This window comes from Acinetobacter sp. (assembly GCF_036666595.1).
Classification (GTDB): domain Bacteria; phylum Pseudomonadota; class Gammaproteobacteria; order Pseudomonadales; family Moraxellaceae; genus Acinetobacter.
The window spans coordinates 141,036-161,621 of record NZ_JAVWVO010000005.1 but is presented as its reverse complement, the minus strand read 5'-3'; the positions used below and the strand labels follow the sequence as shown (position 1 = coordinate 161,621).

The window sequence follows — 20,586 nt, the reverse complement described above, 5'->3', positions numbered from 1 at the left end:
GGACTTGAAGTGTCTAAACAACAAAATATTGATAATCAAGCGCCATTGTCCGCACCCATTGAAGATTTGCAAGTCCGAATTGCATTTTTAGATGATTTAGTTGAACAACTCAATGAACAATTGGTGATTCAAGGACTGGAAATTGCTGATTTAAAAAAACAAATGCAAATTTTGTATCAACGTGTTGAATCTTCAGATTTGTCCGATGGAATTGCGACATTTGATCCGATGGCCGATCGTCCACCACATTATTAAGTTCATTTGCTGTCTTGGTCCAAAAAAATCCTGTGATGTAGGGTGAAGATATTGCTGCGTCTTCTCTATTTTTTTATTTTACCCAACTCAAAGCCCCATTTGACTGACGAAATCATTTGACCTTTGATGTAGTTCCTACTCTAATACCCGCTTTCTGGTGCATCCCATAAAAACTGTCCTATGACTCAAAAAGTTGTTCTTCTTGACCTTGAAAATAATGTTCCGACGGCCAAATTGTTGCGCGAGATTGTGGAGCATTATCCGACTTTGTATTTGTTTCATTGCCAAGGTCAATTTGAGTATGCATTGCAAGATTTGACGGAACTGGCTGCTTGGATCAGTAGTGGTCAAGTGGTAATTTTAGACACGCCCAAAGCTGAGCAAAAAGAGTTCGAATACGCCGTGGTGGTGGGGCAGTTAATGGCTTTGCTTGAGCCAGAGACGCAGGTTGAAATTATCTCTGCGGTCAATACAGCAGAAATACTTTTGGACTTAATGCAATCTTCGCATATTCAGAGCAATTTGATCCTCATTCAGTCTGAAGCTGTACCAAGACAACGTCATCTTCCCAGTTTAGACAGCATCAAAAATCAGCCTTATTTAAAAATGGTCAAAAAATATTGTGATGCTTTGGGGAAAATGTCAGGTAAGCCGAACACATTGGACGGTCTAAAAAACTCAATAAGTAATATTTTGCAACTCGTACCTGAAAAGACGCAGCGGGTAGTGGGGATGTTGATTAATCTCAAAATCATCAAACGCTATGATGAGCAGATTCGCTTTCGTAAAAAAGTGTTGAAGCAGTGGTTGGCACTAAATTTAGATGAACAAGACCCAATTTCACAGCCGCAAAGCATGCAACAAGCGCTACAGCAACTGCAAAAAGACAGTGTCGTGGATAAGTTTGAACCAACTGCAGATACGCAGTCCGCGCAACAAGAGTTGTTTAAAAACTTTGCACAGATTGACCCTGTACAGCTTGAGGTCGCACGAAAACTACGCGAGTTAAAAACCAATAAACCCAAAGATATCTATGCGCTCCGTGATTTGCTTGAGCAAATGTTTCCGAAGTCAGATGTGCGTATGTTACTGAAAGAGTTACTCGATAAAGGCTATATTTACTGGAATGGACACGAAGTTCTATATAGTCATGAAATGTTCTTAAATTAATTTTATCGTTCAAACTTGCGTTTTATATTGTGCTTATGCAACTCTAATAAAGGAATAAAAAGGTTGTGCTATGGAAAATACTGGAATTTGGGTTGTCGGATTTATCATCTTATTCATCCTCGGCTCGATTTTTGGACTTCGTGTAAGTCCAAGAGAGAAAGCTTTAGGTGAAATGCGTGATAAAGCGCGCAAGATGGGTTTACACCCGCGTTTAGTCGCAGCACCTGACTGGACGAAAATACCAATGGCTTCGGAAAACCGGGCCAGCATGGTGGCGTACTACAGTGTCCTGATTCCAGAAGCACGCCTACCTTTAATGCGCGCTCGCGTTGTTGATCAACAGCTTGAGCTCATTACAGGTGATGACAAGTTTAAACATTTACCCATTGAATTAAAGGGTATTTATGCTATTGATATGCAAGCAAACTGCGTGGGACTCTATTGGGATGAGCATTCTGACTTAAGAGCAACCCAGTTAGATGCCATGAAAGCATATTTACAGTCTTTGGCTGAACTTTAATTTTACAGACCCATTGAAACAGGATTAACGGTTAATATGGCGAAAGCTCCTCGGTCCACATCCAAAAGTACTACAGCAGATTCTCCTGAGGCTGGGAAAAAGCGTGCTTTAGTGATTGTGGAGTCGCCTGCAAAAGCGAAAACAATCAATAAATATTTAGGCTCGAATTACATTGTGAAGTCGTCTGTGGGTCACGTGCGTGATTTACCTACAGGTGGTTCTAGTAAGACCGCAGAAAAGAAGCCAGCAACACGAACCAAACTGACCGATGCTCAGAAAGCTGAAAAAGCACAAAATGCACTGGTCAATCGTATGGGGGTTGATCCTGAGCATGACTGGAAAGCACATTATGAAGTGCTTCCAGGCAAAGAGCATGTGGTTGCTGAACTGAAAAAGCTTGCTTCGCAAGTTGACGAGGTCTATCTCGCAACGGACTTGGACCGTGAAGGAGAGGCAATTGCTTGGCATTTAAAAGAAGTGATTGGTGGGGATGACTCACGTTATCAACGTGTGGTGTTCAACGAAATTACCAAAAATGCCATCCAAGATGCATTCAAGCATCCAGCACGCCTTGATATCGATAAAGTTAATGCGCAACAAGCACGCCGCTTTTTAGATCGTGTTGTTGGCTTTATGATTTCGCCATTACTTTGGGAAAAAATTGCCCGTGGTTTATCGGCAGGTCGTGTTCAGTCTGTCGCAGTTAAACTGGTGGTTGAGCGTGAGCGTGAAATTCGTGCGTTTATTCCCGAAGAATACTGGCAAGTTTTTGCAGACACTAAGTCACAGACCGATGAGATTCGTTTAGAAGCCGTCAAACAAGCAGGTAAAGCCTTAAAGCTACGCAATAAAGCCGATACCGATGCTTTATTGAAGCTCATTAAAGACGCAGATTACAAAGTTTCAGCACGTGAAGATAAACCGACCAAGGTCAATCCGAGCGCGCCGTATATCACCTCGACTTTACAACAAGCCGCCAGTACACGTCTGGGTTTTTCTGTGAAGAAAACCATGATGTTGGCGCAGCGTTTGTATGAAGCGGGTTTTATTACCTATATGCGTACCGACTCGACCTTTTTGAGCGACGATGCGGTGAATATGGTACGTCATCATATTGAGACCGAGTTTGGTGCGAAGTATCTGCCTGCTAAGCCGAACCGCTATGGTAACAAAGCGGGTGCACAAGAAGCCCACGAAGCGATTCGTCCATCGAATGTGGCTTTAAAAGGCGATAGCTTGGTTGGTGTGGAACGTGATGCACAACGTTTGTATGATTTGATCTGGCGTCAATTCGTCGCGTGTCAAATGACACCAGCCGAATACTTGTCATCGACTATTTTAGTGGATGCCAACGGTGTTGAACTTAAAGCCAAAGGTCGTACCTTAGTCTTTGACGGTTTCACTAAAGTCCGTGGTCAAAACAAGTCAGATGATGATGTATTATTGCCTGCGGTCAAAGTCGGTGAAATCCTGAAGCTTGAAAAATTAGATCCATCGCAACACTTTACCAAGCCACCTGCACGTTTTACTGAAGCATCATTGGTGAAAGAGCTTGAGAAAAAGGGCATAGGTCGACCATCGACCTATGCGGCGATTATCTCGACCATTCAAGACCGTGGTTATGTCAAACTGGAAAACCGTCGTCTATTTGCTGAAAAAATGGGTGAAATTGTTACTGATCGTTTAGATGAAAGTTTCAATAACCTCATGAACTATGACTTTACCGCGGACTTAGAAGGTCAGCTCGATAAAGTGGCCGATGGTGAACGCAACTGGAAAGAGTTGCTCGACAGTTTCTATGGTGACTTTAAAAAACGCCTGACCAATGCGCAAGGTGAAGGCGGCATGCGCCGCAATCAACCAGTAGAGGTGGAAGCAGTTCACTGTAAAGAATGTGACCGCCCAATGCAGATTCGTACGGGAACCACAGGTGTATTCTTAGGGTGCTCTGGCTATAACTTACCGCCGAAAGAGCGTTGTAAAGGCACGTTGAACTTAACGCCTGTTGAATCACTTGCCGCACTTTCTGATGATGACGCAGCAGAAACAGCAGATTTGATGTCGAAAAAACGCTGTCCAATCTGTGAAACTGCGATGGACAGTTATGTGATCGATGGTGGTCGTAAGCTACATGTTTGTGGTAATAACCCAGACTGTGCTGGTTTTGAGCTTGAAGAAGGTGAGTTCAAAATCAAAGGTTATGATGGTCCAACCATTCCATGTGACAAGTGTGACGGGGAAATGCAGCTGAAGACGGGCCGTTTTGGACCTTATTTTGCTTGCTCAAGCTGTGACAACACACGTAAAGTCTTAAAAAGTGGTCAACCTGCCCCTCCGCGTGTAGACCCGATTAAGATGGAACATTTACGTTCAACCAAGCATGATGACTTTTTTGTATTACGTGATGGGGCAGCAGGTTTATTCTTGGCGGCAAGTAAGTTCCCGAAAGTACGTGAAACACGTGCACCAAAAGTTTCGGAACTTCGTAGTGTGGCCGATCAGCTTGATCCGAAGTATCAGTTTATTTTGCAAGCACCTGATGTTGACCCAGAAGGGAATCCAACTCTGGTGAAATTTAGTCGTAAGAATCAAGCGCAATATATTGGTTCTGAAACGCCTGAAGGTAAGCAAACCAAATGGTCATTGGTGTTCAATGATGGAAAATGGGTTGAAGCTTAAGTTTTAATTGCTTAGAAATAATCAAGAAATGCTCACTTTGGTGGGCATTTTTTATGTCAAAATAATTTTTAAATAATCATAATATTTGGGGTATATGTGGAAATACAAACAAAAAAATTTGCAGTGCTAATTGATGCTGATAATTCATCTATTAGTGCCATTCCATCAGTACTTGAAGAAGTGGCTAAATATGGTATTGCAAGTGTTAAACGTGTGTATGGTGATTGGAGCAGCGACACTTTGAAAAATTGGCGTGAGGTTCTTTTACCTCATGCAATCACGCCAGTTCAGCAGTTTGCCTATACAAAAGGTAAAGATGCTACAGATATGATCTTAATTATTGATGCGATGGACTTACTTTATGCCGGGGCCTTGGATGGTTTTTGTATCGTTTCTAGCGATAGTGATTTTACCCCTTTAGCATCTCGTATTCGTGAAAATGGCTTAAGTGTTTATGGATTCGGGAAAAAGAAAACTCCAGAAGCTTTTAAGAAAGCTTGTGATAAATTCATTTATATAGAAAATTTAATTTCAGATAGTGATCTTAAAAATATTGAAGATGAGTTCCTTTCTGAATCTACGGCCAAAAAAATAGCAGAAACCTTGAAAGCAACTGATCAAAAAGCAGCAATCCAACCCAAAGAAAGAATTATTCCAGAAACAGTTGATCGGGCAACCTTAAACTTGATTTATAAAGCAGTTAAAGATAATTCGGATGATAGTGGCTGGGCGTATTTAGGGTTAGTAGGTGGTTATATTAATGCTGTGAAACCTGATTTTGATACCAGAAACTATGGTTTTGATAAATTATCTAGTTTAGTTAAAGCTTTAGGTATTTTTGAGACTAAAATGAATGGAAGCCAAATGTATTTAAGGAAAAGTAGTTTTAGTACATTTATTCGCCTAGTGCAAAAGGCAATTAATAATTACTCAGTAGATAATGGTTGGGTTCAGATGTCTGATATTATTAAATATTTGAAAAATTCTGATTTAAATATTAGAAATTATGAAGAAGCTGTAGAATCAATACACTCTGGTTGGCTTGAGTTTAAAGAATTAGATAATAATAAGTTTGTAAAAATTAATAGAGTTCTGCTTTAGATTTTATTGGCGTACTAAATCAGTTGATATTTTTAGATAAGTGATTAAGAAAATTGGATTTTGGGGATATGTGGAAAAGACTTCGTATTTTAATCTTGCTGCTGATTTTATTGGTGGTTGCTGTGAATGCTTATCGGGATCAGAATCAAGATTGGAGCAAGCCAATTATTGTATTACTCCATCCAGTTAATGCTGATGGACAAGGTACAACTCAGCAATATATACAGCAATTGACGCCTGCAAACTTAAAAGGGGTACAGGGTTATTTAGAGCAGATGTCGGCGACGTATCGCGGGCAACCGATTGCGATTTACTTCCAACTTGGGCGTGAACTCAAACAGCTACCGCCGAAAGTGCCTGAGCAGGCAAGTTTATTAGATACAGTCTTGTGGAGCTTAAAGTTCCGTTATTATGCATGGAAAAACCATCAAGGTTCAGATGGTGCACCAGCCGTTACTTTATATTTGAACTATTATGATCCTGCACTGACTAAAGAGCTGAAACACTCGACAGCTTTGCAAAAAGGTCGCATTGGTTCGGTGAATTTATTTGCATCGACCAAGCAAACTGAGCAAAACAAAGTCGTTCTTGCACATGAACTTTTACATGCCTTTGGTGCCAGTGATAAATACGACTTAGCCACAGGGCAGCCGATGTATCCGGCGGGTTATGCATATCCAAATCAACAACCACTGTTCCCTCAAGCCAAAGCTGAATTAATGGCCGGGCACATTCCAACCTCACAAACACAGAGTAAAATGCCTGAGTCGATTGATGAAACATTGGTGAATGAGATCACTGCGATTGAAATTGGGTGGAAAAAATAACTGTGGATAATGCTGAGTTTATCCACAGCATGGATTGATTTTGTAGATAAACTCAAACCTACAAGTTCGATGCAAAACATGTTAAAACTAAGTGAACGAAAATCAAACTTGAGAAGAAGATGAAAACAGTCGGTAATGATTTAGTTCGCCATCAACTCCATGAAAATCGTAAATGGTATTTGGGTTTAGGGATTTTATTGGTGTTGTTTGGTTTCGTCCTTTTGGCCGCTTTGCCTTTTGCCACCTTATCCGTAGTGTTTATCTTTGGCGTGCTGATGATGATAGGTGGTGTTCTACACTTCATCGCAGCCTTTAAGATTTTTGAGGGTGGCTTCCGCTGGTTATGGGCATTGTTTGGTGTGTTGTATTTGGTTGCGGGCTATTATGCATTTAGCACACCTGTGAAAACAGCCATTGTCTTGACCAGTGTTTTAGCGGTATTTCTGATTATTGCTGGGGTCATTCGTATCTTTAATGCAATCTTATTTCGAGCATTCCAAGGTTGGGGCTGGACACTTTTTTCTGGTGTTTTAACCCTGCTGGCGGGCATTATGATTTTAACCACACCAGATGCTCCATTTTGGGTGCTGGGCTTATTCCTTGCTTTTGATATTTTATTCCAAGGGATTAATTATCTTACTCTAGCGGCAGCCATTAAGCAGATTCCACCAGCAAGCCAATCTGAATAAAGCATTCTTAAAAAAAAGGGAGCCTCATGCAGGCTCCTTTTTTTGTGCGGTTTATATCACTTGCAAAGCTGAATGGCATGCTTATGGATTGACGGCATATTGACTTGAAATCGCAATACGATTCCACGTGTTAATCACAATCGCGATCCATTCAATAGCGGCAATTTCTGCATCAGATAATATTTTTGTTGCCTTTTGATACGCCGAGTCGGGGAAATGTTGCTGGGCAATGAGTGTAATTTCTTCAATTAAAATCAGCGCGGCACGTTCTTTTTCGGAAAAATATCCACTTTCTTGCCATGCACTGATGAGGGCAATCCGTTCCATTGATTCGCCTGCTTTCATGGCATCTTGTGTATGCATACGCACACAGAATGCGCATTGGTTAATCTGTGAGGCTCTCAGTTTCAGCAAGTGTGAAAACCCAATCTCAAGACCTGCTTGTTGGACTTTTTGCATGGATAAGTTTTCGAGTTCTAAAACCGTTTTATACAGTTCAGGTGCGGCTTTTCCCAAGTTAATTCGTTGCATACATCACCTATTTTTTTAAAGAGCGTTGAATGTTTAATGATGATTTTATCGGCTAATTGATTCGCACTTTGTTTAATTTATGCATTAAAACCAAATGAACTATGGTGGTCGTTTTGGTGACAGCACAGTAAAGCTCTTCTATGTTTAAAATTAAAAAATCATTGAGGTTATTTTGACTTTATCGAGATGTATTCAGTTTCAATCACAACGAACTGTGCCAAGGACAATGAAAAGAGAAAAATGCAGGCGGGAAATTTATAAATCGTGCTATTAATAAATTAAATTTTCTAAAAAAATTATGGATGATGACAACTTTTATTTTAGCGCCTGATTCATTTAAAGAAAGTATGACAGCAGAACAGGCCTGTGCGGCGATGCAGCGTGGAATTCAAAACATAATCCCTGATGCTGTATGTATACATGTACCCATGGCAGATGGTGGCGAAGGCACAGTCGATGCTTTATTAGCATCTTTAGCTGGCCAAAAAGTCGAATGTGAGGTAACAGGGCCATTGCCATCACAACGAGTTAAAACGTATTGGGGCTTATTTGATGGCGGGCAAACGGCTGTTATTGAAATGGCCAAAGCCAATGGCATTCATCTACTTGAGCCCGCACAGCGAAACCCACTCCTGACCACAACTTTGGGGACGGGGCAAATGATTCGGCATGCCTTGGAGGCAGGTGTGTCCAAAATTATTTTGGCACTTGGAGGCAGTGTCACCAATGATGCAGGCAGTGGTATGGCACAAGCACTTGGAATAAGGTTTTTAGATGCACAAGGGCGGGAAGTGCTCGTTGGTGGTGGTCATTTACAAGATATTGAACAGATCGATATACAGGCTTTAGACCCACGCTTGCAAAAGGTTCAAGTTTTGATTGCCTCTGATGTCACCAATCCGCTATGTGGAGCACAGGGTGCGTCGCATGTGTTTGGCCCGCAAAAAGGGGCGAGCGCAGAGATGGTTGAGCGGTTGGATCAAAATTTGAGTCATTTTGCCGATGTGGTGGAAACACAGCTTAATCTACAGATACGTAATGTTTCAGGGGCAGGCGCTGCAGGTGGGCTAGGATTTGGTCTAATGGCCTTTACGGGCGCTAAGCTTCAGTCTGGCGCGAAGTGGGTGATTGAGCAAACTCAACTGGCGGAGAAAATAAAGCAAGCCGATTATGTTTTCACGGGTGAAGGCAGTATCGACTTCCAAACCAAGTTTGGCAAAACGCCGTGGGCGGTGGTTCAGTTAGCTAAGCAGTTGAATAAACCAGTGATTGCCTTTGCTGGACGTGTCGGAGAGGATATTGAGGCATTATTTGATGAAGGGTTTAGTCAAATTGTTTCGATCAATGAACCCGACTGTGATTTAGCAACAGCATTGAAAAATGCAGAACAGCATTTGCAAAACAGATGTGAGGACATCACTCAACTTTTGCTTTTAAAGCATACTGAGCAAGATGAATTTTAAATTTCTGAGGCAGCAATCGATTCGAGCATAAGGTCTGGGCCATAGATCTGAAGGTGTATTTCAGACAGAAATGGATAATCATTGCTGGAGCCTCATATTGTCGTCATAGATTTGTTAGACTAGTAGCATCCACGAATTGATGAGTGATTATGAGTTTAGCCAGCCTAATTGATGAATTAAACCCGCAACAAAAACAAGCTGCCACGACTGAGTCGCAACACAGTCTGGTGCTCGCAGGGGCTGGCTGTGGCAAGACGAAAACCATTGTGGCACGAGCTGCGTACCTAATTGATCAAGGGATTCCTGCCAACCAAATTCAGATTTTAACCTTTACTCGTCGTTCAGCCGGTGAAATTGTGGCGCGAGTGGAGCTGGCTTTAGGTGAGCAGGCAAAAGGGCTGCGTGCTTCTACTTTTCATACTTTTTGTATGTATCTGCTGCGCCGTGTACCGAAAGCCTTTGGTTTAGAGCAGTTTTCAATTATTGATCGTGATGATCAGCTGATGATGTTCCGCCTGATTCGTGGGAAAGATGATAAGAAAAATCCCAATCAGCTGCCTAAACCGCAAGAACTGTGTGATCTGTATTCTTTTGCACGAAATACGCGTCAAAAGTTGAGTGATGCCTTAGAAAAACAGCATCCTGAGCATTTGGCTTTTAAAGATCAAATTGCGGAAATCATGAAAGAGTACGAGACACGAAAACGTGCGCGTAGTTTTTTAGATTATGACGATATTCTGGCGATCGTGGCCTCAGCACTCAACCAGTCAGACGGTTTAGCCGACTATGTGGCATCGCTCTGCAAACACATGCTGGTCGATGAAATGCAGGACACCAATCCTTTGCAGTGGGCCTTGCTTGAACCTCTCAAAGACAAAGTGAGTTTGTTCTGTGTCGGTGATGATGCACAGTCGATTTATGGTTTCCGTGGGGCAGATTTTGAAAATATTCACCATTTTAAAGACCGTGTGCCGAATGCTCAGGTATTTAAATTGGAGCAAAACTATCGTTCAACCCAAGAAATTTTAGATCTTTCTAATTGGCTGCTCGATCAATCTGAGATTCAATATAACAAACGCCTAGATGCTCATCGGGGTGAGGGCGTGAAGCCTCGCATGCACATTTTCCCAAATGAGTTTGATGAAGCAAAATGGATTGCGATCGACATTAAAGAGCGCCATTACTTACAGGGACAGCGTTGGTCGGATCATATGGTTTTGGTGCGTTCCAGCTTTGCAGCACGGCATATTGAGGCGGCGTGTATTGCGGCCAATGTACCCTATCGCTTTATTGGGGGCATGAAACTGCTTGAAACCGCGCATGTGAAAGATTTACTGAGCTTGCTGCGCGTGATTGCCAATCCTCTAGATGATATTGCATGGATGCGTTTTCTCACTCTGTGGAATGGGGTGGGGGATGTGGGGGCAAGTCGTCTTGCGCAGCAACTTTTACTGGAGCCTGAGTTTGATTTGATCTTTGATAAATTAGAGAAATTTGGGCGGATTCCAGCTGAAACCTTGTTGATCATGAAGCAAATGACGGTACTGAAACAGGAAGTACAGGCTTGTGTCAGTTTGGGTATTCAGGCGATTGAAGTACAATTGGTGGAAAATTATAAAAAAGACTGGAACCGCCGCCAAGGGGACTTTGAACTGGTCAAACAATTGGCGTCTAAACATGCCCAGTTAAGTGAGTTCCTAGAGGAATATGTGCTTGATCCTGTGTCGATTTCTGAAATCGAACGCCAATCCGATAGTGATGTCGTCACTCTAATTACCATTCACTCGGCCAAAGGTACAGAGCAAAAAGTTTGTTATGTCGTCAATGTCACCCCGGGGCAATATCCGCATGCACGTGCCCAAGGTGATTTTAATGATGTCGAAGAAGAACGTCGGGTCTTGTATGTGGCGCTGACTCGGGCTCAGAATGAGCTGATTTTAACCAAGCAAAATTTAAGTCTATGGGCGCGAGACGTGATTGATGAGCAAGGGCGTAAAGTTGAAAGCTACTTTTTGAATGATCTGACCCGAAATTTGTGCAGCATGGAAAGCCATCATAAGCCTCGTCAGCAAACGGTAAAGAGTGCTTTAATTGAGCGCCAATCGATTAATTTAGATTTTGGTATTAATCTCGATTAAACTAAACAGATTACATTGTGGTATTTGTTGTGCAATGTTCAGAAAGTAGCGTAGGCGATTGCTTTTTGATGATTTTGCCTATTTTTGAAGGTTGTAAGATGAAAATTTTAGTTCGTAATTTAGAGCGTACAGTGGCCGAAGCTGAACTGCTTGAATTATTTAAGCAATACGGCACAGTTGCATCATGTAATTTAATCCTCGATGCAGCAACAGGTAAATCGAAAGGTTTTGCTTTTGTTGAAATGCCACACGCACGTGAAGCCATTAAAGCCATTAAAGGGCTAAATACGCTACGTTTGCATGGCACGGGTATTCGTGTCAAACAGGCGGAAGATAAGCCTGAGAAGCCAGAAGCATAAGTAAAAAGGAGCAATTGATGCTCCTTTTTTTAGCATGAAATTTCTGTAAAACCATTGTCTAAATACATTTTATAAAACTTTTTTCTCAAATGTGATGAAAGAGAAATCTATTTCTTTAACATCGTTCATGCATTTTTTTGATTGTGCATTGTTTCAATTTCGGTTTACTCTTGAAAACTGTTACAAGAATCAAGTTTTAGGAACATCCTTCATGACTCGTGTTGCCCGTTACCATGCAGATCGCACTAACCAAAAACTCTACTTTGCTCGACTTTCATGTCAACAAGCAGAACAAATTGATCATGTGCAACAAGCCCAGGCTTACCGTGAGGCTGCTGTGTTTCACTTGCATGGTGCTGTACTTGCGTTTCTACAAGAGTTGGTCCGTTACTACCGCTTAAATGACTTAAACCCAACATTGAAGTCCATAGAAGAGCATATGGCAGCTAAAGGCCAAGTCTCACCTGAAGTGACTGTGATGCAACAACTGTCGAAAGAAGGTTTCATTGCCGAGTTAAAACGTGCTTATCGCTTGTGTCAGTATGCGCCAGAGCCAAGTACACCTGAACCTGAGTCAGAAACTTCATCGAATCTGATCATTAAAGTGACTCAAACCCCTCAGGCATGGTTACCCGATACCAAAATTTTACGTGAGTGGCATCGAGACTTAACGACGTTGATTGATGGCTTTCGGAATGAGATGGTTGAATTCTAAAAGCGATGACCAACGCTTGAAGTTTGAAAATTTGTCCTTATATCAATAAGTCTAAGCGAAGCAAAGTGCAACTGCCTTTGCCACCATGTTGAACATGGAGGAAATATGTCTATAGAACAATTGAAAGAATTATTTGGAAATCAAGAAGCCATTTTAGAATTGGTTCAACTTGAAGGTGGTGAGCTCGCACTACGTAACGCAGGTTCGGAGAGTGCGCCTTTAGTCACGATCCAGTTTAATGAAGAGCTCAAAGCATTATTGGGCGACCAGACAACAGTCGTTGCTCAGCAGATGGTGCAAGCGGCTTTATACGGCTTACTTGAAAAACAAGTGGGCGAGTGGCAAGCGGAAGTGGTGGATGAAAAACCACAGTTCTTCAGCTAAGCTGGATACAAAAAAACGCACTGAATAGTGCGTTTTTTTGTATCCAGTGTTGGTTCCTTAGTGGGTGGGTGCTTGATGATGTGCAATCTGAATTTGATTTAAAATATGATTGCTCATATTTTTCGCCATTTCCTCTTTTGCAAAATAAACTTCACCAATTTGATCGCGACGAATCACTTCGGCTTCTTCTTTACTTTCTGCACACACCAAGACCTGAATTTCAGGATTGAGAGTTTTGGCAATATCCACGATTTTATGAATATCTAAAATATCCATCGGGGAAAGTACCAACAGGCGCGCATGTTGAATATGGGCTTGAATCAGTACCCCAGGGTCTGTCGCCATGCCAGAAACAGCCGCAATACCTTTTTCACGTAGGTTTTCTACAATTTCACGGTTCTCTTCCGCAATCACCACTTTAATGTCTTCGGCCATCAATTGTTTGGTAATGCGACGCCCCACTTCACCATGCCCAACAATTACCACTTGGTCACGTAAATAGTCTTGTGAGACTTCATCAGGCAGCATTGCCAGTGGGTCACCACTACGTTCCAGTAAACGTGCTAGATGCGAGCGCTCACGAATCCAACGTTGCACAGGCTCAATTGCGGAGAACACAAAACTGTTTAAGGTGATGGAGATGAGGGCCCCTGCCAAAATTAGGTTTTGCCCTTCTAAGGACAAGAGTTTAAGTGAAACCCCGAGTGTCGCTAAGATGAAGGAAAACTCACCAATCTGTGCCAGTGAAGCACCGACGGTGAGGGCTGTATTGATGGGGTAGCGGAAAAAGAGCACCAGTGCCATAGCGGCAATGGTTTTGCCGACCATAATAATTGCAACGACAGCAAGCACATGCACAGGTTGTTCCACTAAGATGCGTGGGTCAAATAACATGCCCACTGCAACAAAGAACAAAATGGCAAAAATTTCACGTAGAGGGAGAGTTTCTTCTTCGGCGCGGTGGCTAAAGTCAGACTCTTTAACGACCATCCCGGCAAAGAAAGCGCCCAGTGCCATGGAAACACCGAAAATTTTGTACGCGCCAAAGGCGATTGAGACCGCAGCAGCCACCACGGTTAAGGTAAACAGTTCACGTGAACCAAGTCGAGCAACAAATTGCATGATCATTGGAACAAGACGTTTCCCGATGATCAGCATAAAAGCGATGAAGCCTACTACTTTGAGTAAGGTGATGCCTAAGGTAAGCCAAATGTTGTCATCAGCACCGCCTGCAAGGGCTTCTCCACCGAGTAGCGCTGCTGTTGCGGGTAAGAGTACCAGCACCAAGACCATGACCAGATCTTCAACCAAGAGCCAACCTACGGCAATTTTACCGTTGACCGAATTGAGTAGACCTCGGTCTCCCAGTGCTTTGAGTAATACCACTGTGCTGGCACAAGACAGGCTTAAGCCGAAGACCAAGGCAGAGCCAAAACTCCACCCCCAGATCATACTGACGCCTATTCCGAGCAGGGTCGCGACAGCAATTTGTAAAATAGCACCAGGCAGCGCAATGCGTCGAACTTGTAATAAGTCATTGAGGGAAAAATGCATGCCCACACCAAACATGAGGAACATGACCCCAAGTTCAGCCAATTGGTTCGCCAAATGAATGTCTGCGACAATACCAGGAGTATTGGGGCTAATAATGATACCCGCAATTAGATAACCAATCAGCGGGGGAAGGCGTAAGCGTACGGCAAGATAGCCGAAAATGAGCGCAAGCCCAAAACCGACAGCAAGTAATATAATGAGATCTACGTCATGAGGCACTAAAAACTCCTTAAGCAAAAGTTAAGGGTGAAAAAGAAGCAAAGCACAAAAGGTGCCAAAAGAGATTAAAAGTTTAACAAGTCGAACGAAAAAAAAGCAAAAAAAAACGACCTAAAGAAGGTCGTTTTTTCCAAAAAACTAAAATTATTTAATTTTAGCTTCTTTGAAGATTACGTGTTGACGGATTTTTGGATCAAATTTTTTGATTTCCATTTTTTCCGGCATAGTACGTTTGTTCTTAGTTGTGGTATAGAAATAACCTGTACCAGCAGTAGAAACTAGGCGAATTTTATCACGCATGGTTCAGACTCCTTAGATCTTTTGACCTTGAGCACGTAGGTCAGCAACAACCTTCTCGATACCCAATTTGTCGATAATACGCATACCTTTTGTAGTTAGACGAAGACGTACGAAACGTTTTTCGCTTTCTAACCAGAAACGGTGGTGATGCAGGTTCGGCTCGAACCGGCGTTTGGTTTTGTTATTGGCGTGCGAGACGTTGTTGCCAACGACTGGACGCTTGCCGGTAACTTGGCAAACCTTAGACATGGTGAACTCCATTGCTAGACAGCACCGATTGTGCGCTAGTTATTAAGTAAACGGATGAAATCATTCAAGGGGCGTTTTATACCAAAAATGCGCTTAAAAGACAAGCGATTTTCATTAAAACTAGGCATGAACCCGTGCGATAGGTCATGCCTTGATCATTTAGCGAAGAAGGGTCTTTGAAATCAACTTGTGAATTGGTTTGTTAAACGGTGGGAGAATGAATTTCAAGCTATATAACTTGGGATTCGACATCACTGACCGTTCATGCGACAAACTGAAGAAACCTTCTGGACCATGATATTTCCCCATACCTGATGCACCAACGCCACCAAATGGTAAATCGTCTTGTGCGACATGGGTCAAAACCGTGTTTTGTCCGAAATGCCCTGAATGAGTACGCTGTGCAACATAATCTGCACGCGCCTGATCAAAGTCGAAGTAGTATAATGCAAGTGGACGCGGACGGCTATTAATAAACTCGATAACATCGTCTATTTGATCATATTCCATGATCGGCAGCAGTGGCCCAAAGATTTCCTCTTGCATAATACGCATGTCAGGCGTGACCGCAGTTAACAGTGTAGGGGGCACTTTACGTGTATCGGAGAAGGTTTCATGGGCTGGGTTGATTTCAACCACCTGTGCACCATGTTCACGTGCATTTTCGAGATAACCTTGTAAGCGGTTGTATTGGCGGTCATTAATAATCGAGGTGTAGTCTGGATTATGCAGAATGTCGGGATACATCTCTTCCACACACTCGCGGAAGTGCTCAATGAATTCGGCAGTTTTACCTTTAGGTAAGAACATATAGTCGGGTGCAACACAGGTTTGACCCGCATTCCATAGTTTCCCTGCAGCAATCCGCTGCGCAACATCCCGTAAATGAATAGAAGGATGTACTAATACTGGTGATTTTCCGCCAAGTTCGAGGATCAATGGAACGAGGTTCTCTGCCGCAGCAGCCATGACGGTTTTACCGACATTGGTTGAACCTGTGAAAATCAGTTTGTCAAAAGCCAGACGACAAAAGGCATCCGAGATCGTGCCACCGCCATTGGTCACGGAAACTAATTCTTGAGGAAAGGCTTCAGAGAGCGCTTTTTCAAGGATGCGACCAAAGTTGCCCGATGAACTGGAAATTTTGATCATGGCATGGTTACCCGCTGCCAAAGCACAAATCAAGGGTCCAATCGAGAGTAATAAAGGATAGTTCCAAGGGGTAATAATGCCGATTACACCTAAAGGTTGATATTGCACCCATGCTTTAGCCGGTTGGTGAATGATGGAAACGTGACGTTTCGAGGGTTTCATCCACGTGGTTAAATGCTTGCTATAATATTTGATGTGTTCAAGGCAGGTAAGTAATTCCCCAATTTTGGTTTCACTGGTGGAACGGTTGCCGTAGTCTTGATTAATTGCCTCTGCAAATTGATCTTGATACTTAACTAAGATACGCTTAAGTCGTGCCAAACGGTCAATACGCTCTTTTGCGGTTGGCAACGGATAGCGTAAATAAGCGTGCTTTTGCTGTTCAAGCACATCATGTAGGTGCTGAATATCATAAGAATGTGGTGTCAATGAAGTTGTTTTTGTTTGACTGTTCATGCCGCACTACCATTTCAAATTTCAATTTATGTTTAATTTTTAGAGTAATTGCTCTAATTAGTCAAGTTACTTTATGTGTTAGTCTTCTAATGCACTGAATGAATGGTTATTTTAGGATGTCTCAAACTAAAACGTTGAAAACCAAAGAACGTATTTTGCAACTCAGTTTGCAGCTTTTTAACGAGCGTGGAGAACGTTCTGTTACAACCAATCATATTGCCGCTGAATTGAATATGAGTCCGGGCAATTTGTATTATCACTTTCGCAATAAAAGTGAAATTATCAAAGAGCTCATGGAACAGTATCAAGGCGAAACGCTACAGATGCTGGCTTTGCCGGATGACCGTCTGTTAGATGCCAATGATAAAATTCGTTATTTTCAGGTGCTGAGCAGCCAGTTATGGGCTTATCGCTTTTTACACCGTGATGTCTATCATTTGGTTGAAAACAATGAAGACTTCCGCAAGATGTATCCACGTTTTGCAGGGCAGGTGATGCAGCAAGGGCAAAAGATCTATCAGGCCTTTGTTGATGCAGGTCTGATGCAAATGACGTCATCTGAAATTGAAGCCCTGATTATCAATTTATGGATTGTACTGACCAACTGGACCAACTTCCTTTATATGTCGGGTCATATCACTGATTCCAATACATTAGAAGAAAAGTGGGTCTGGCAGGCACTCCGTCAAATGGTGTTCTTAGAAGGGGCCTATTTGCGTGGTGAAAGTCGTGAGACGTATGAGCGCTTGTTGGATACGATGGGGCCGTCTGAACTGTTTTCGAGCTTGGCGTCATTTAAATCGGATGATAAGCCATAAGGTGTTTTGACAGCTGAGTAAAAAGCGCTAGAATACTCGGCTTGATTTTCATTTTACTGATTTAAACTGACATGAATATGACAACTGCTAACACGGCACGTTTACTGATTACTTGTGAAGATAAGCCAGGGATCGTGCAAGCTGTATCGAGCTTTTTGTATCATCAAGGCGCGAATATTACTGCGCTTGATCAATACGCGACTGAAGCTCAGGGCGGACGTTACTTTATGCGTGTTGAGTTTGAACTAGACAATTTACAGTCTCGTAAAGAAAGCATCACTCAAACTTTTGCTGCAAATGTAGCAGAGCGTTATGAAATGCAATGGCGTTTGGCGCTGGTCAGCGACGTGAAAAAAGTCGGGATTTTGGTGTCTAAAGTAGACCATGCCTTACTTGAGCTGTTATGGCGTCATGCGCGTGGTGGTTTGCCGTGCGAAATCACCAAAGTGATTTCTAACCATGAAACTTTACGCGAAGCGGTTGAGAACTTTGGCATTCCGTTTGAAGTTGTCCCTGTAACGAAGGACAACAAACGCGAAGCTTATGCTGAAATTGATGAATTAATGCAAGGTAATGACTTATTGGTACTTGCGCGTTATATGCAAATTCTAGATGAAGCATTTGTCGAAAAGTGGGAAATGAAAGTGATCAACATTCACCATTCATTCCTACCGGCTTTTGTTGGCGCAAACCCATACAAGCAAGCGCATGAAAAAGGTGTAAAACTTATTGGCGCAACCGCGCACTATGTCACTGCGGATCTGGATCAAGGTCCGATCATTGAGCAGGATGTAGAGCGTGTGAACCATGACTTTACGGTTGATCAATTACGTGAATTGGGTCAGGATGTTGAACGTAACGTCTTGGCACGTGCAGTGAAGTGGCACTTAGAAGACCGTATTATTGTTGATGGTAACAAAACAGTCGTTTTCCAATAAAAAATTGGTTGCAAGCAAGATTGAAAAAGGCATACATTAAGTATGCCTTTTTTGTTTGGGTATGATTAGAAAAAACCATAAAAAGTGACAAATTAATAGTTGCAAATGAAAACACTTCTCATTTATCATTGCGCTACTTTATTGTACTAACCGATAAGCGTTATAGTGGAAACCAACCCAGTGGACACTCCGCTTAAATTAGGTCACCGATTTTAATGAGTTCAACAGTTATTTCTCCTATGCAGACTCCCAACCCGATGAAAAAGAAAGTTCTTGCTGCTTTGATCGCGGTTGTCGTGGGCCATATGGGCGTATTGTGGGCAGTGAACCACATGAAAGCTCCTGAACTCAAACCGATTGAAAAAGAACCCTTGAAGGTTCGCTTCGTTAAAATTCAAGAACCACCAAAACCGCTACCGCCTAAGCCGAAAGAAGAACCGAAAAAGGAACCGACTAAGCCGAAGGAAGTGAAGATTGTGGAAAAACCACAACCGACTCCACCGAAAAAGGTAGAAAAGGTTCAACAAGTTAAAAAAGCAGAAGTGGTTAAACCTGTTGTTAAACCAACCGAAACCCCAGTAAAACCGACAGTCACCACGACGATTACAGAGAAAAAAGTCGAAAAGCCTGTCGTGCAACCAGAGCAAGCGAAACCTGTTACTCAAGCTGAGCCTGTCGATACTTCACCGAGGTCGGTGTCGATTGGTGGTTCAGGTGTGCAATGGAGTCGCTCTCCAAAACCAGTTTATAGTAATCAAGATTTACAAGGTGAAAACCGTCGAGTCGTGGTGCTAATTGAGGCGAATGAAAAAGGGTCGATTGTGAATGCCCGTATTACGCGCTCAAGTGGTGTACCTGCTTTAGATGAAAAGATTTTAAGAGCTGTCAAAGGCGCTAAATTTAAACCTTATAAAGAAAATGGTGTGGCTTATCCAATTCGGGCTGAGCAACCATTTGATTTAGAATTGAATACAAAACGCTAACTTTATCAGGAGTTCGAGTATGAACTTTTCAGTTTATTGGCAACATGCTGATGCAGTCAGTAAAACACTGTATTTCATCTTGTTGGCAATGTCGATTGCAACGTGGACCATCTTTATTTTACGTATCATGGGTACACGTCAATTGAAACAACAAGCTTATGCTCAACTTTCGCAAGCTTTAGCTAAGTTAAAATCAAAGTTTGCTGTATTGAACTTTGAACAACGTAAAGCAGTTGCAGAACAAGCACTCCTTCGTCAAATTTCTGCTGAAAAAGCGAATGCTGAGAAAGGTGTTTCAGTTCTAGGCACGATTGCATCGCTTGCACCGTTCGTTGGTTTGTTCGGTACAGTATGGGGAATTTTCCATGCCCTTGTTGCTGTTGGCAAAAGTGGTCAAGCAGGCTTAGCGCAAGTTGCAACTCCTGTGGGTGAAGCATTGATCATGACGGGTTTAGGTTTGGCTGTCGCGATTCCTGCGGTGTTAGCGTATAACATCTGTGCACGTGTAAACCGTACTTTGGCACATGAGCTTCAAGACCAAGCACACGGCTTGTTAATTGATACCATGTTGCAACAAGACTCAGCACCTGCGGCAGTAGAAAGTAAAGCGACTCAACAAGGTTTAGTTGGAGGTCAAGCTTAATGGCTTTTCAATTGGGTGACGATAACGATGCTGGCATGAATGAGATGAACCTCATTCCGCTGATCGATATTATGCTGGTTTTGATGATCATCTTCTTGGTGACAGCGACCGTTGCCAACCCATCAATTCCATTAACTTTACCAAAAACGACGGCTGATATTGTAGATCCTCCACCTAAAGCCATTACGGTGAGCATTAATGCAAATGGCGAAGTGGCTTGGGATAATCAAGTGATTAGCTTGGAAGAACTACAAACGCGTTTTAATGAAGCGGGTGAGTTGGAAACCAAGCCAACGGTTCAACTTCGTGCAGATAAAGAATCTCGTTACGATATGGTCGCACAAGTCATGTCTCGTGCGAGTGAAGCTGGACTGGCGGATATTGCTTTCGTCAGCGATAACTAAGTTGATGTTAAAAAAAAGCGACTTTTGAAGTCGCTTTTT

The 20,586-nt window shown here is 42.5% G+C and carries 21 protein-coding genes and 1 pseudogene; 17 read left to right on the top strand and 5 right to left on the bottom strand.

Annotated features, from left to right (window positions below):
- Positions 1 to 9 precede the first annotated feature (9 nt).
- From RR876_RS08870 to RR876_RS08840, 7 genes and pseudogenes are all read left to right on the top strand, one after another.
- Complete coding sequence (locus RR876_RS08870) at positions 10 to 255, top strand: SlyX family protein (RefSeq protein WP_004692513.1); 246 nt, start codon at positions 10 to 12, stop codon at positions 253 to 255.
- A 180-nt stretch (positions 256 to 435) separates the two neighbouring features.
- On the top strand, positions 436 to 1,425 hold the full coding sequence (locus RR876_RS08865; protein WP_332477203.1) for a hypothetical protein: 990 nt from the start codon (positions 436 to 438) through the stop codon (positions 1,423 to 1,425).
- Positions 1,426 to 1,495: 70 nt separating this feature from the next.
- Positions 1,496 to 1,945 (top strand): ammonium transporter, encoded by a 450-nt coding sequence (locus RR876_RS08860; RefSeq protein ID WP_004692510.1) that lies wholly within the window; start codon positions 1,496 to 1,498, stop codon positions 1,943 to 1,945.
- 36 nt (positions 1,946 to 1,981) lie between these two features.
- Positions 1,982 to 4,624: a type I DNA topoisomerase gene (gene topA, locus RR876_RS08855; RefSeq protein ID WP_078389556.1), complete on the top strand. Its 2,643-nt coding sequence runs from the start codon at positions 1,982 to 1,984 to the stop codon at positions 4,622 to 4,624.
- A gap of 96 nt (positions 4,625 to 4,720) precedes the next feature.
- Positions 4,721 to 5,503, top strand: a pseudogene (locus RR876_RS08850) (NYN domain-containing protein); the annotation flags it as partial.
- Positions 5,504 to 5,793: 290 nt separating this feature from the next.
- Positions 5,794 to 6,552: a hypothetical protein gene (locus RR876_RS08845; protein WP_332477204.1), complete on the top strand. Its 759-nt coding sequence runs from the start codon at positions 5,794 to 5,796 to the stop codon at positions 6,550 to 6,552.
- A 119-nt stretch (positions 6,553 to 6,671) separates the two neighbouring features.
- Positions 6,672 to 7,241 (top strand): HdeD family acid-resistance protein, encoded by a 570-nt coding sequence (locus tag RR876_RS08840; RefSeq protein ID WP_004692502.1) that lies wholly within the window; start codon positions 6,672 to 6,674, stop codon positions 7,239 to 7,241.
- 81 nt (positions 7,242 to 7,322) lie between these two features.
- On the opposite strand, the gene RR876_RS08835 is transcribed toward RR876_RS08840, so the two are convergent.
- The gene (locus RR876_RS08835; RefSeq protein WP_332477205.1) at positions 7,323 to 7,772 is read right to left on the bottom strand and encodes a carboxymuconolactone decarboxylase family protein; all 450 of its coding nucleotides are present in this window, start codon (positions 7,770 to 7,772) and stop codon (positions 7,323 to 7,325) included.
- Positions 7,773 to 8,074: 302 nt separating this feature from the next.
- Between RR876_RS08835 and RR876_RS08830 the strand changes: the two genes are divergently transcribed.
- From RR876_RS08830 to RR876_RS08810, 5 genes are all read left to right on the top strand, one after another.
- On the top strand, positions 8,075 to 9,235 hold the full coding sequence (locus tag RR876_RS08830) for a glycerate kinase (protein WP_332477206.1): 1,161 nt from the start codon (positions 8,075 to 8,077) through the stop codon (positions 9,233 to 9,235).
- 149 nt (positions 9,236 to 9,384) lie between these two features.
- Positions 9,385 to 11,373, top strand: coding sequence for an ATP-dependent helicase (locus RR876_RS08825; RefSeq protein WP_332477207.1), 1,989 nt, complete (start codon positions 9,385 to 9,387; stop codon positions 11,371 to 11,373).
- 98 nt (positions 11,374 to 11,471) lie between these two features.
- Positions 11,472 to 11,732 carry an RNA-binding protein gene (locus RR876_RS08820; RefSeq protein ID WP_004692489.1) on the top strand — a complete coding sequence of 87 codons (261 nt, stop codon included), beginning with the start codon at positions 11,472 to 11,474 and terminating at the stop codon, positions 11,730 to 11,732.
- Positions 11,733 to 11,943: 211 nt separating this feature from the next.
- Positions 11,944 to 12,447, top strand: a complete 504-nt coding sequence (locus RR876_RS08815; RefSeq protein WP_234965254.1) for a DUF6586 family protein — start codon at positions 11,944 to 11,946, stop codon at positions 12,445 to 12,447.
- 105 nt (positions 12,448 to 12,552) lie between these two features.
- Positions 12,553 to 12,831 carry a hypothetical protein gene (locus RR876_RS08810; protein ID WP_004692486.1) on the top strand — a complete coding sequence of 93 codons (279 nt, stop codon included), beginning with the start codon at positions 12,553 to 12,555 and terminating at the stop codon, positions 12,829 to 12,831.
- Between the two features lie 57 nt (positions 12,832 to 12,888).
- Here the strand turns inward: RR876_RS08810 and RR876_RS08805 are convergent, their stop codons facing one another.
- The 4 genes from RR876_RS08805 to RR876_RS08790 form a co-directional block, all read right to left on the bottom strand.
- On the bottom strand, positions 12,889 to 14,604 hold the full coding sequence (locus tag RR876_RS08805) for a cation:proton antiporter (protein WP_004978997.1): 1,716 nt from the start codon (positions 14,602 to 14,604) through the stop codon (positions 12,889 to 12,891).
- A gap of 144 nt (positions 14,605 to 14,748) precedes the next feature.
- A complete protein-coding gene (rpmG, locus tag RR876_RS08800; protein WP_003654787.1) occupies positions 14,749 to 14,904 on the bottom strand; it encodes a 50S ribosomal protein L33 in 156 nt (51 codons plus the stop codon).
- A gap of 12 nt (positions 14,905 to 14,916) precedes the next feature.
- A complete protein-coding gene (gene rpmB / locus RR876_RS08795; RefSeq protein ID WP_000048256.1) occupies positions 14,917 to 15,153 on the bottom strand; it encodes a 50S ribosomal protein L28 in 237 nt (78 codons plus the stop codon).
- A gap of 159 nt (positions 15,154 to 15,312) precedes the next feature.
- Positions 15,313 to 16,761 (bottom strand): coniferyl aldehyde dehydrogenase, encoded by a 1,449-nt coding sequence (locus RR876_RS08790; protein ID WP_332477208.1) that lies wholly within the window; start codon positions 16,759 to 16,761, stop codon positions 15,313 to 15,315.
- 116 nt (positions 16,762 to 16,877) lie between these two features.
- Here RR876_RS08790 and RR876_RS08785 point away from each other — a divergent pair, with 116 nt between their 5' ends.
- From RR876_RS08785 to RR876_RS08765, 5 genes are all read left to right on the top strand, one after another.
- Positions 16,878 to 17,579 (top strand): TetR/AcrR family transcriptional regulator, encoded by a 702-nt coding sequence (locus RR876_RS08785; RefSeq protein ID WP_005400842.1) that lies wholly within the window; start codon positions 16,878 to 16,880, stop codon positions 17,577 to 17,579.
- A 71-nt stretch (positions 17,580 to 17,650) separates the two neighbouring features.
- Positions 17,651 to 18,517, top strand: a complete 867-nt coding sequence (gene purU, locus RR876_RS08780) for a formyltetrahydrofolate deformylase (RefSeq protein WP_004692478.1) — start codon at positions 17,651 to 17,653, stop codon at positions 18,515 to 18,517.
- 215 nt (positions 18,518 to 18,732) lie between these two features.
- Positions 18,733 to 19,500, top strand: a complete 768-nt coding sequence (locus tag RR876_RS08775; RefSeq protein WP_332477209.1) for a TonB family protein — start codon at positions 18,733 to 18,735, stop codon at positions 19,498 to 19,500.
- Positions 19,501 to 19,519: 19 nt separating this feature from the next.
- Positions 19,520 to 20,143 carry a MotA/TolQ/ExbB proton channel family protein gene (locus RR876_RS08770; protein WP_332477210.1) on the top strand — a complete coding sequence of 208 codons (624 nt, stop codon included), beginning with the start codon at positions 19,520 to 19,522 and terminating at the stop codon, positions 20,141 to 20,143.
- Complete coding sequence (locus RR876_RS08765) at positions 20,143 to 20,547, top strand: biopolymer transporter ExbD (protein WP_058868889.1); 405 nt, start codon at positions 20,143 to 20,145, stop codon at positions 20,545 to 20,547. Before RR876_RS08770 ends, RR876_RS08765 begins: the two co-directional genes overlap by 1 nt.
- Positions 20,548 to 20,586 lie beyond the last annotated feature (39 nt).

Coding starts and splice junctions, on each gene's coding strand:
- RR876_RS08865 (WP_332477203.1), top strand. CDS start 436: ATGACTCAAAAAGTTGTTCTTCTTGACCTTGAAAATAATGTTCCGACG.
- RR876_RS08860 (WP_004692510.1), top strand. CDS start 1,496: ATGGAAAATACTGGAATTTGGGTTGTCGGATTTATCATCTTATTCATC.
- topA (WP_078389556.1), top strand. CDS start 1,982: ATGGCGAAAGCTCCTCGGTCCACATCCAAAAGTACTACAGCAGATTCT.
- RR876_RS08845 (WP_332477204.1), top strand. CDS start 5,794: ATGTGGAAAAGACTTCGTATTTTAATCTTGCTGCTGATTTTATTGGTG.
- RR876_RS08840 (WP_004692502.1), top strand. CDS start 6,672: ATGAAAACAGTCGGTAATGATTTAGTTCGCCATCAACTCCATGAAAAT.
- RR876_RS08835 (WP_332477205.1), bottom strand. CDS start 7,772: ATGCAACGAATTAACTTGGGAAAAGCCGCACCTGAACTGTATAAAACG.
- RR876_RS08830 (WP_332477206.1), top strand. CDS start 8,075: ATGATGACAACTTTTATTTTAGCGCCTGATTCATTTAAAGAAAGTATG.
- RR876_RS08825 (WP_332477207.1), top strand. CDS start 9,385: ATGAGTTTAGCCAGCCTAATTGATGAATTAAACCCGCAACAAAAACAA.
- RR876_RS08820 (WP_004692489.1), top strand. CDS start 11,472: ATGAAAATTTTAGTTCGTAATTTAGAGCGTACAGTGGCCGAAGCTGAA.
- RR876_RS08815 (WP_234965254.1), top strand. CDS start 11,944: ATGACTCGTGTTGCCCGTTACCATGCAGATCGCACTAACCAAAAACTC.
- RR876_RS08810 (WP_004692486.1), top strand. CDS start 12,553: ATGTCTATAGAACAATTGAAAGAATTATTTGGAAATCAAGAAGCCATT.
- rpmG (WP_003654787.1), bottom strand. CDS start 14,904: ATGCGTGATAAAATTCGCCTAGTTTCTACTGCTGGTACAGGTTATTTC.
- rpmB (WP_000048256.1), bottom strand. CDS start 15,153: ATGTCTAAGGTTTGCCAAGTTACCGGCAAGCGTCCAGTCGTTGGCAAC.
- RR876_RS08790 (WP_332477208.1), bottom strand. CDS start 16,761: ATGAACAGTCAAACAAAAACAACTTCATTGACACCACATTCTTATGAT.
- RR876_RS08785 (WP_005400842.1), top strand. CDS start 16,878: ATGTCTCAAACTAAAACGTTGAAAACCAAAGAACGTATTTTGCAACTC.
- purU (WP_004692478.1), top strand. CDS start 17,651: ATGAATATGACAACTGCTAACACGGCACGTTTACTGATTACTTGTGAA.
- RR876_RS08775 (WP_332477209.1), top strand. CDS start 18,733: ATGAGTTCAACAGTTATTTCTCCTATGCAGACTCCCAACCCGATGAAA.
- RR876_RS08770 (WP_332477210.1), top strand. CDS start 19,520: ATGAACTTTTCAGTTTATTGGCAACATGCTGATGCAGTCAGTAAAACA.
- RR876_RS08765 (WP_058868889.1), top strand. CDS start 20,143: ATGGCTTTTCAATTGGGTGACGATAACGATGCTGGCATGAATGAGATG.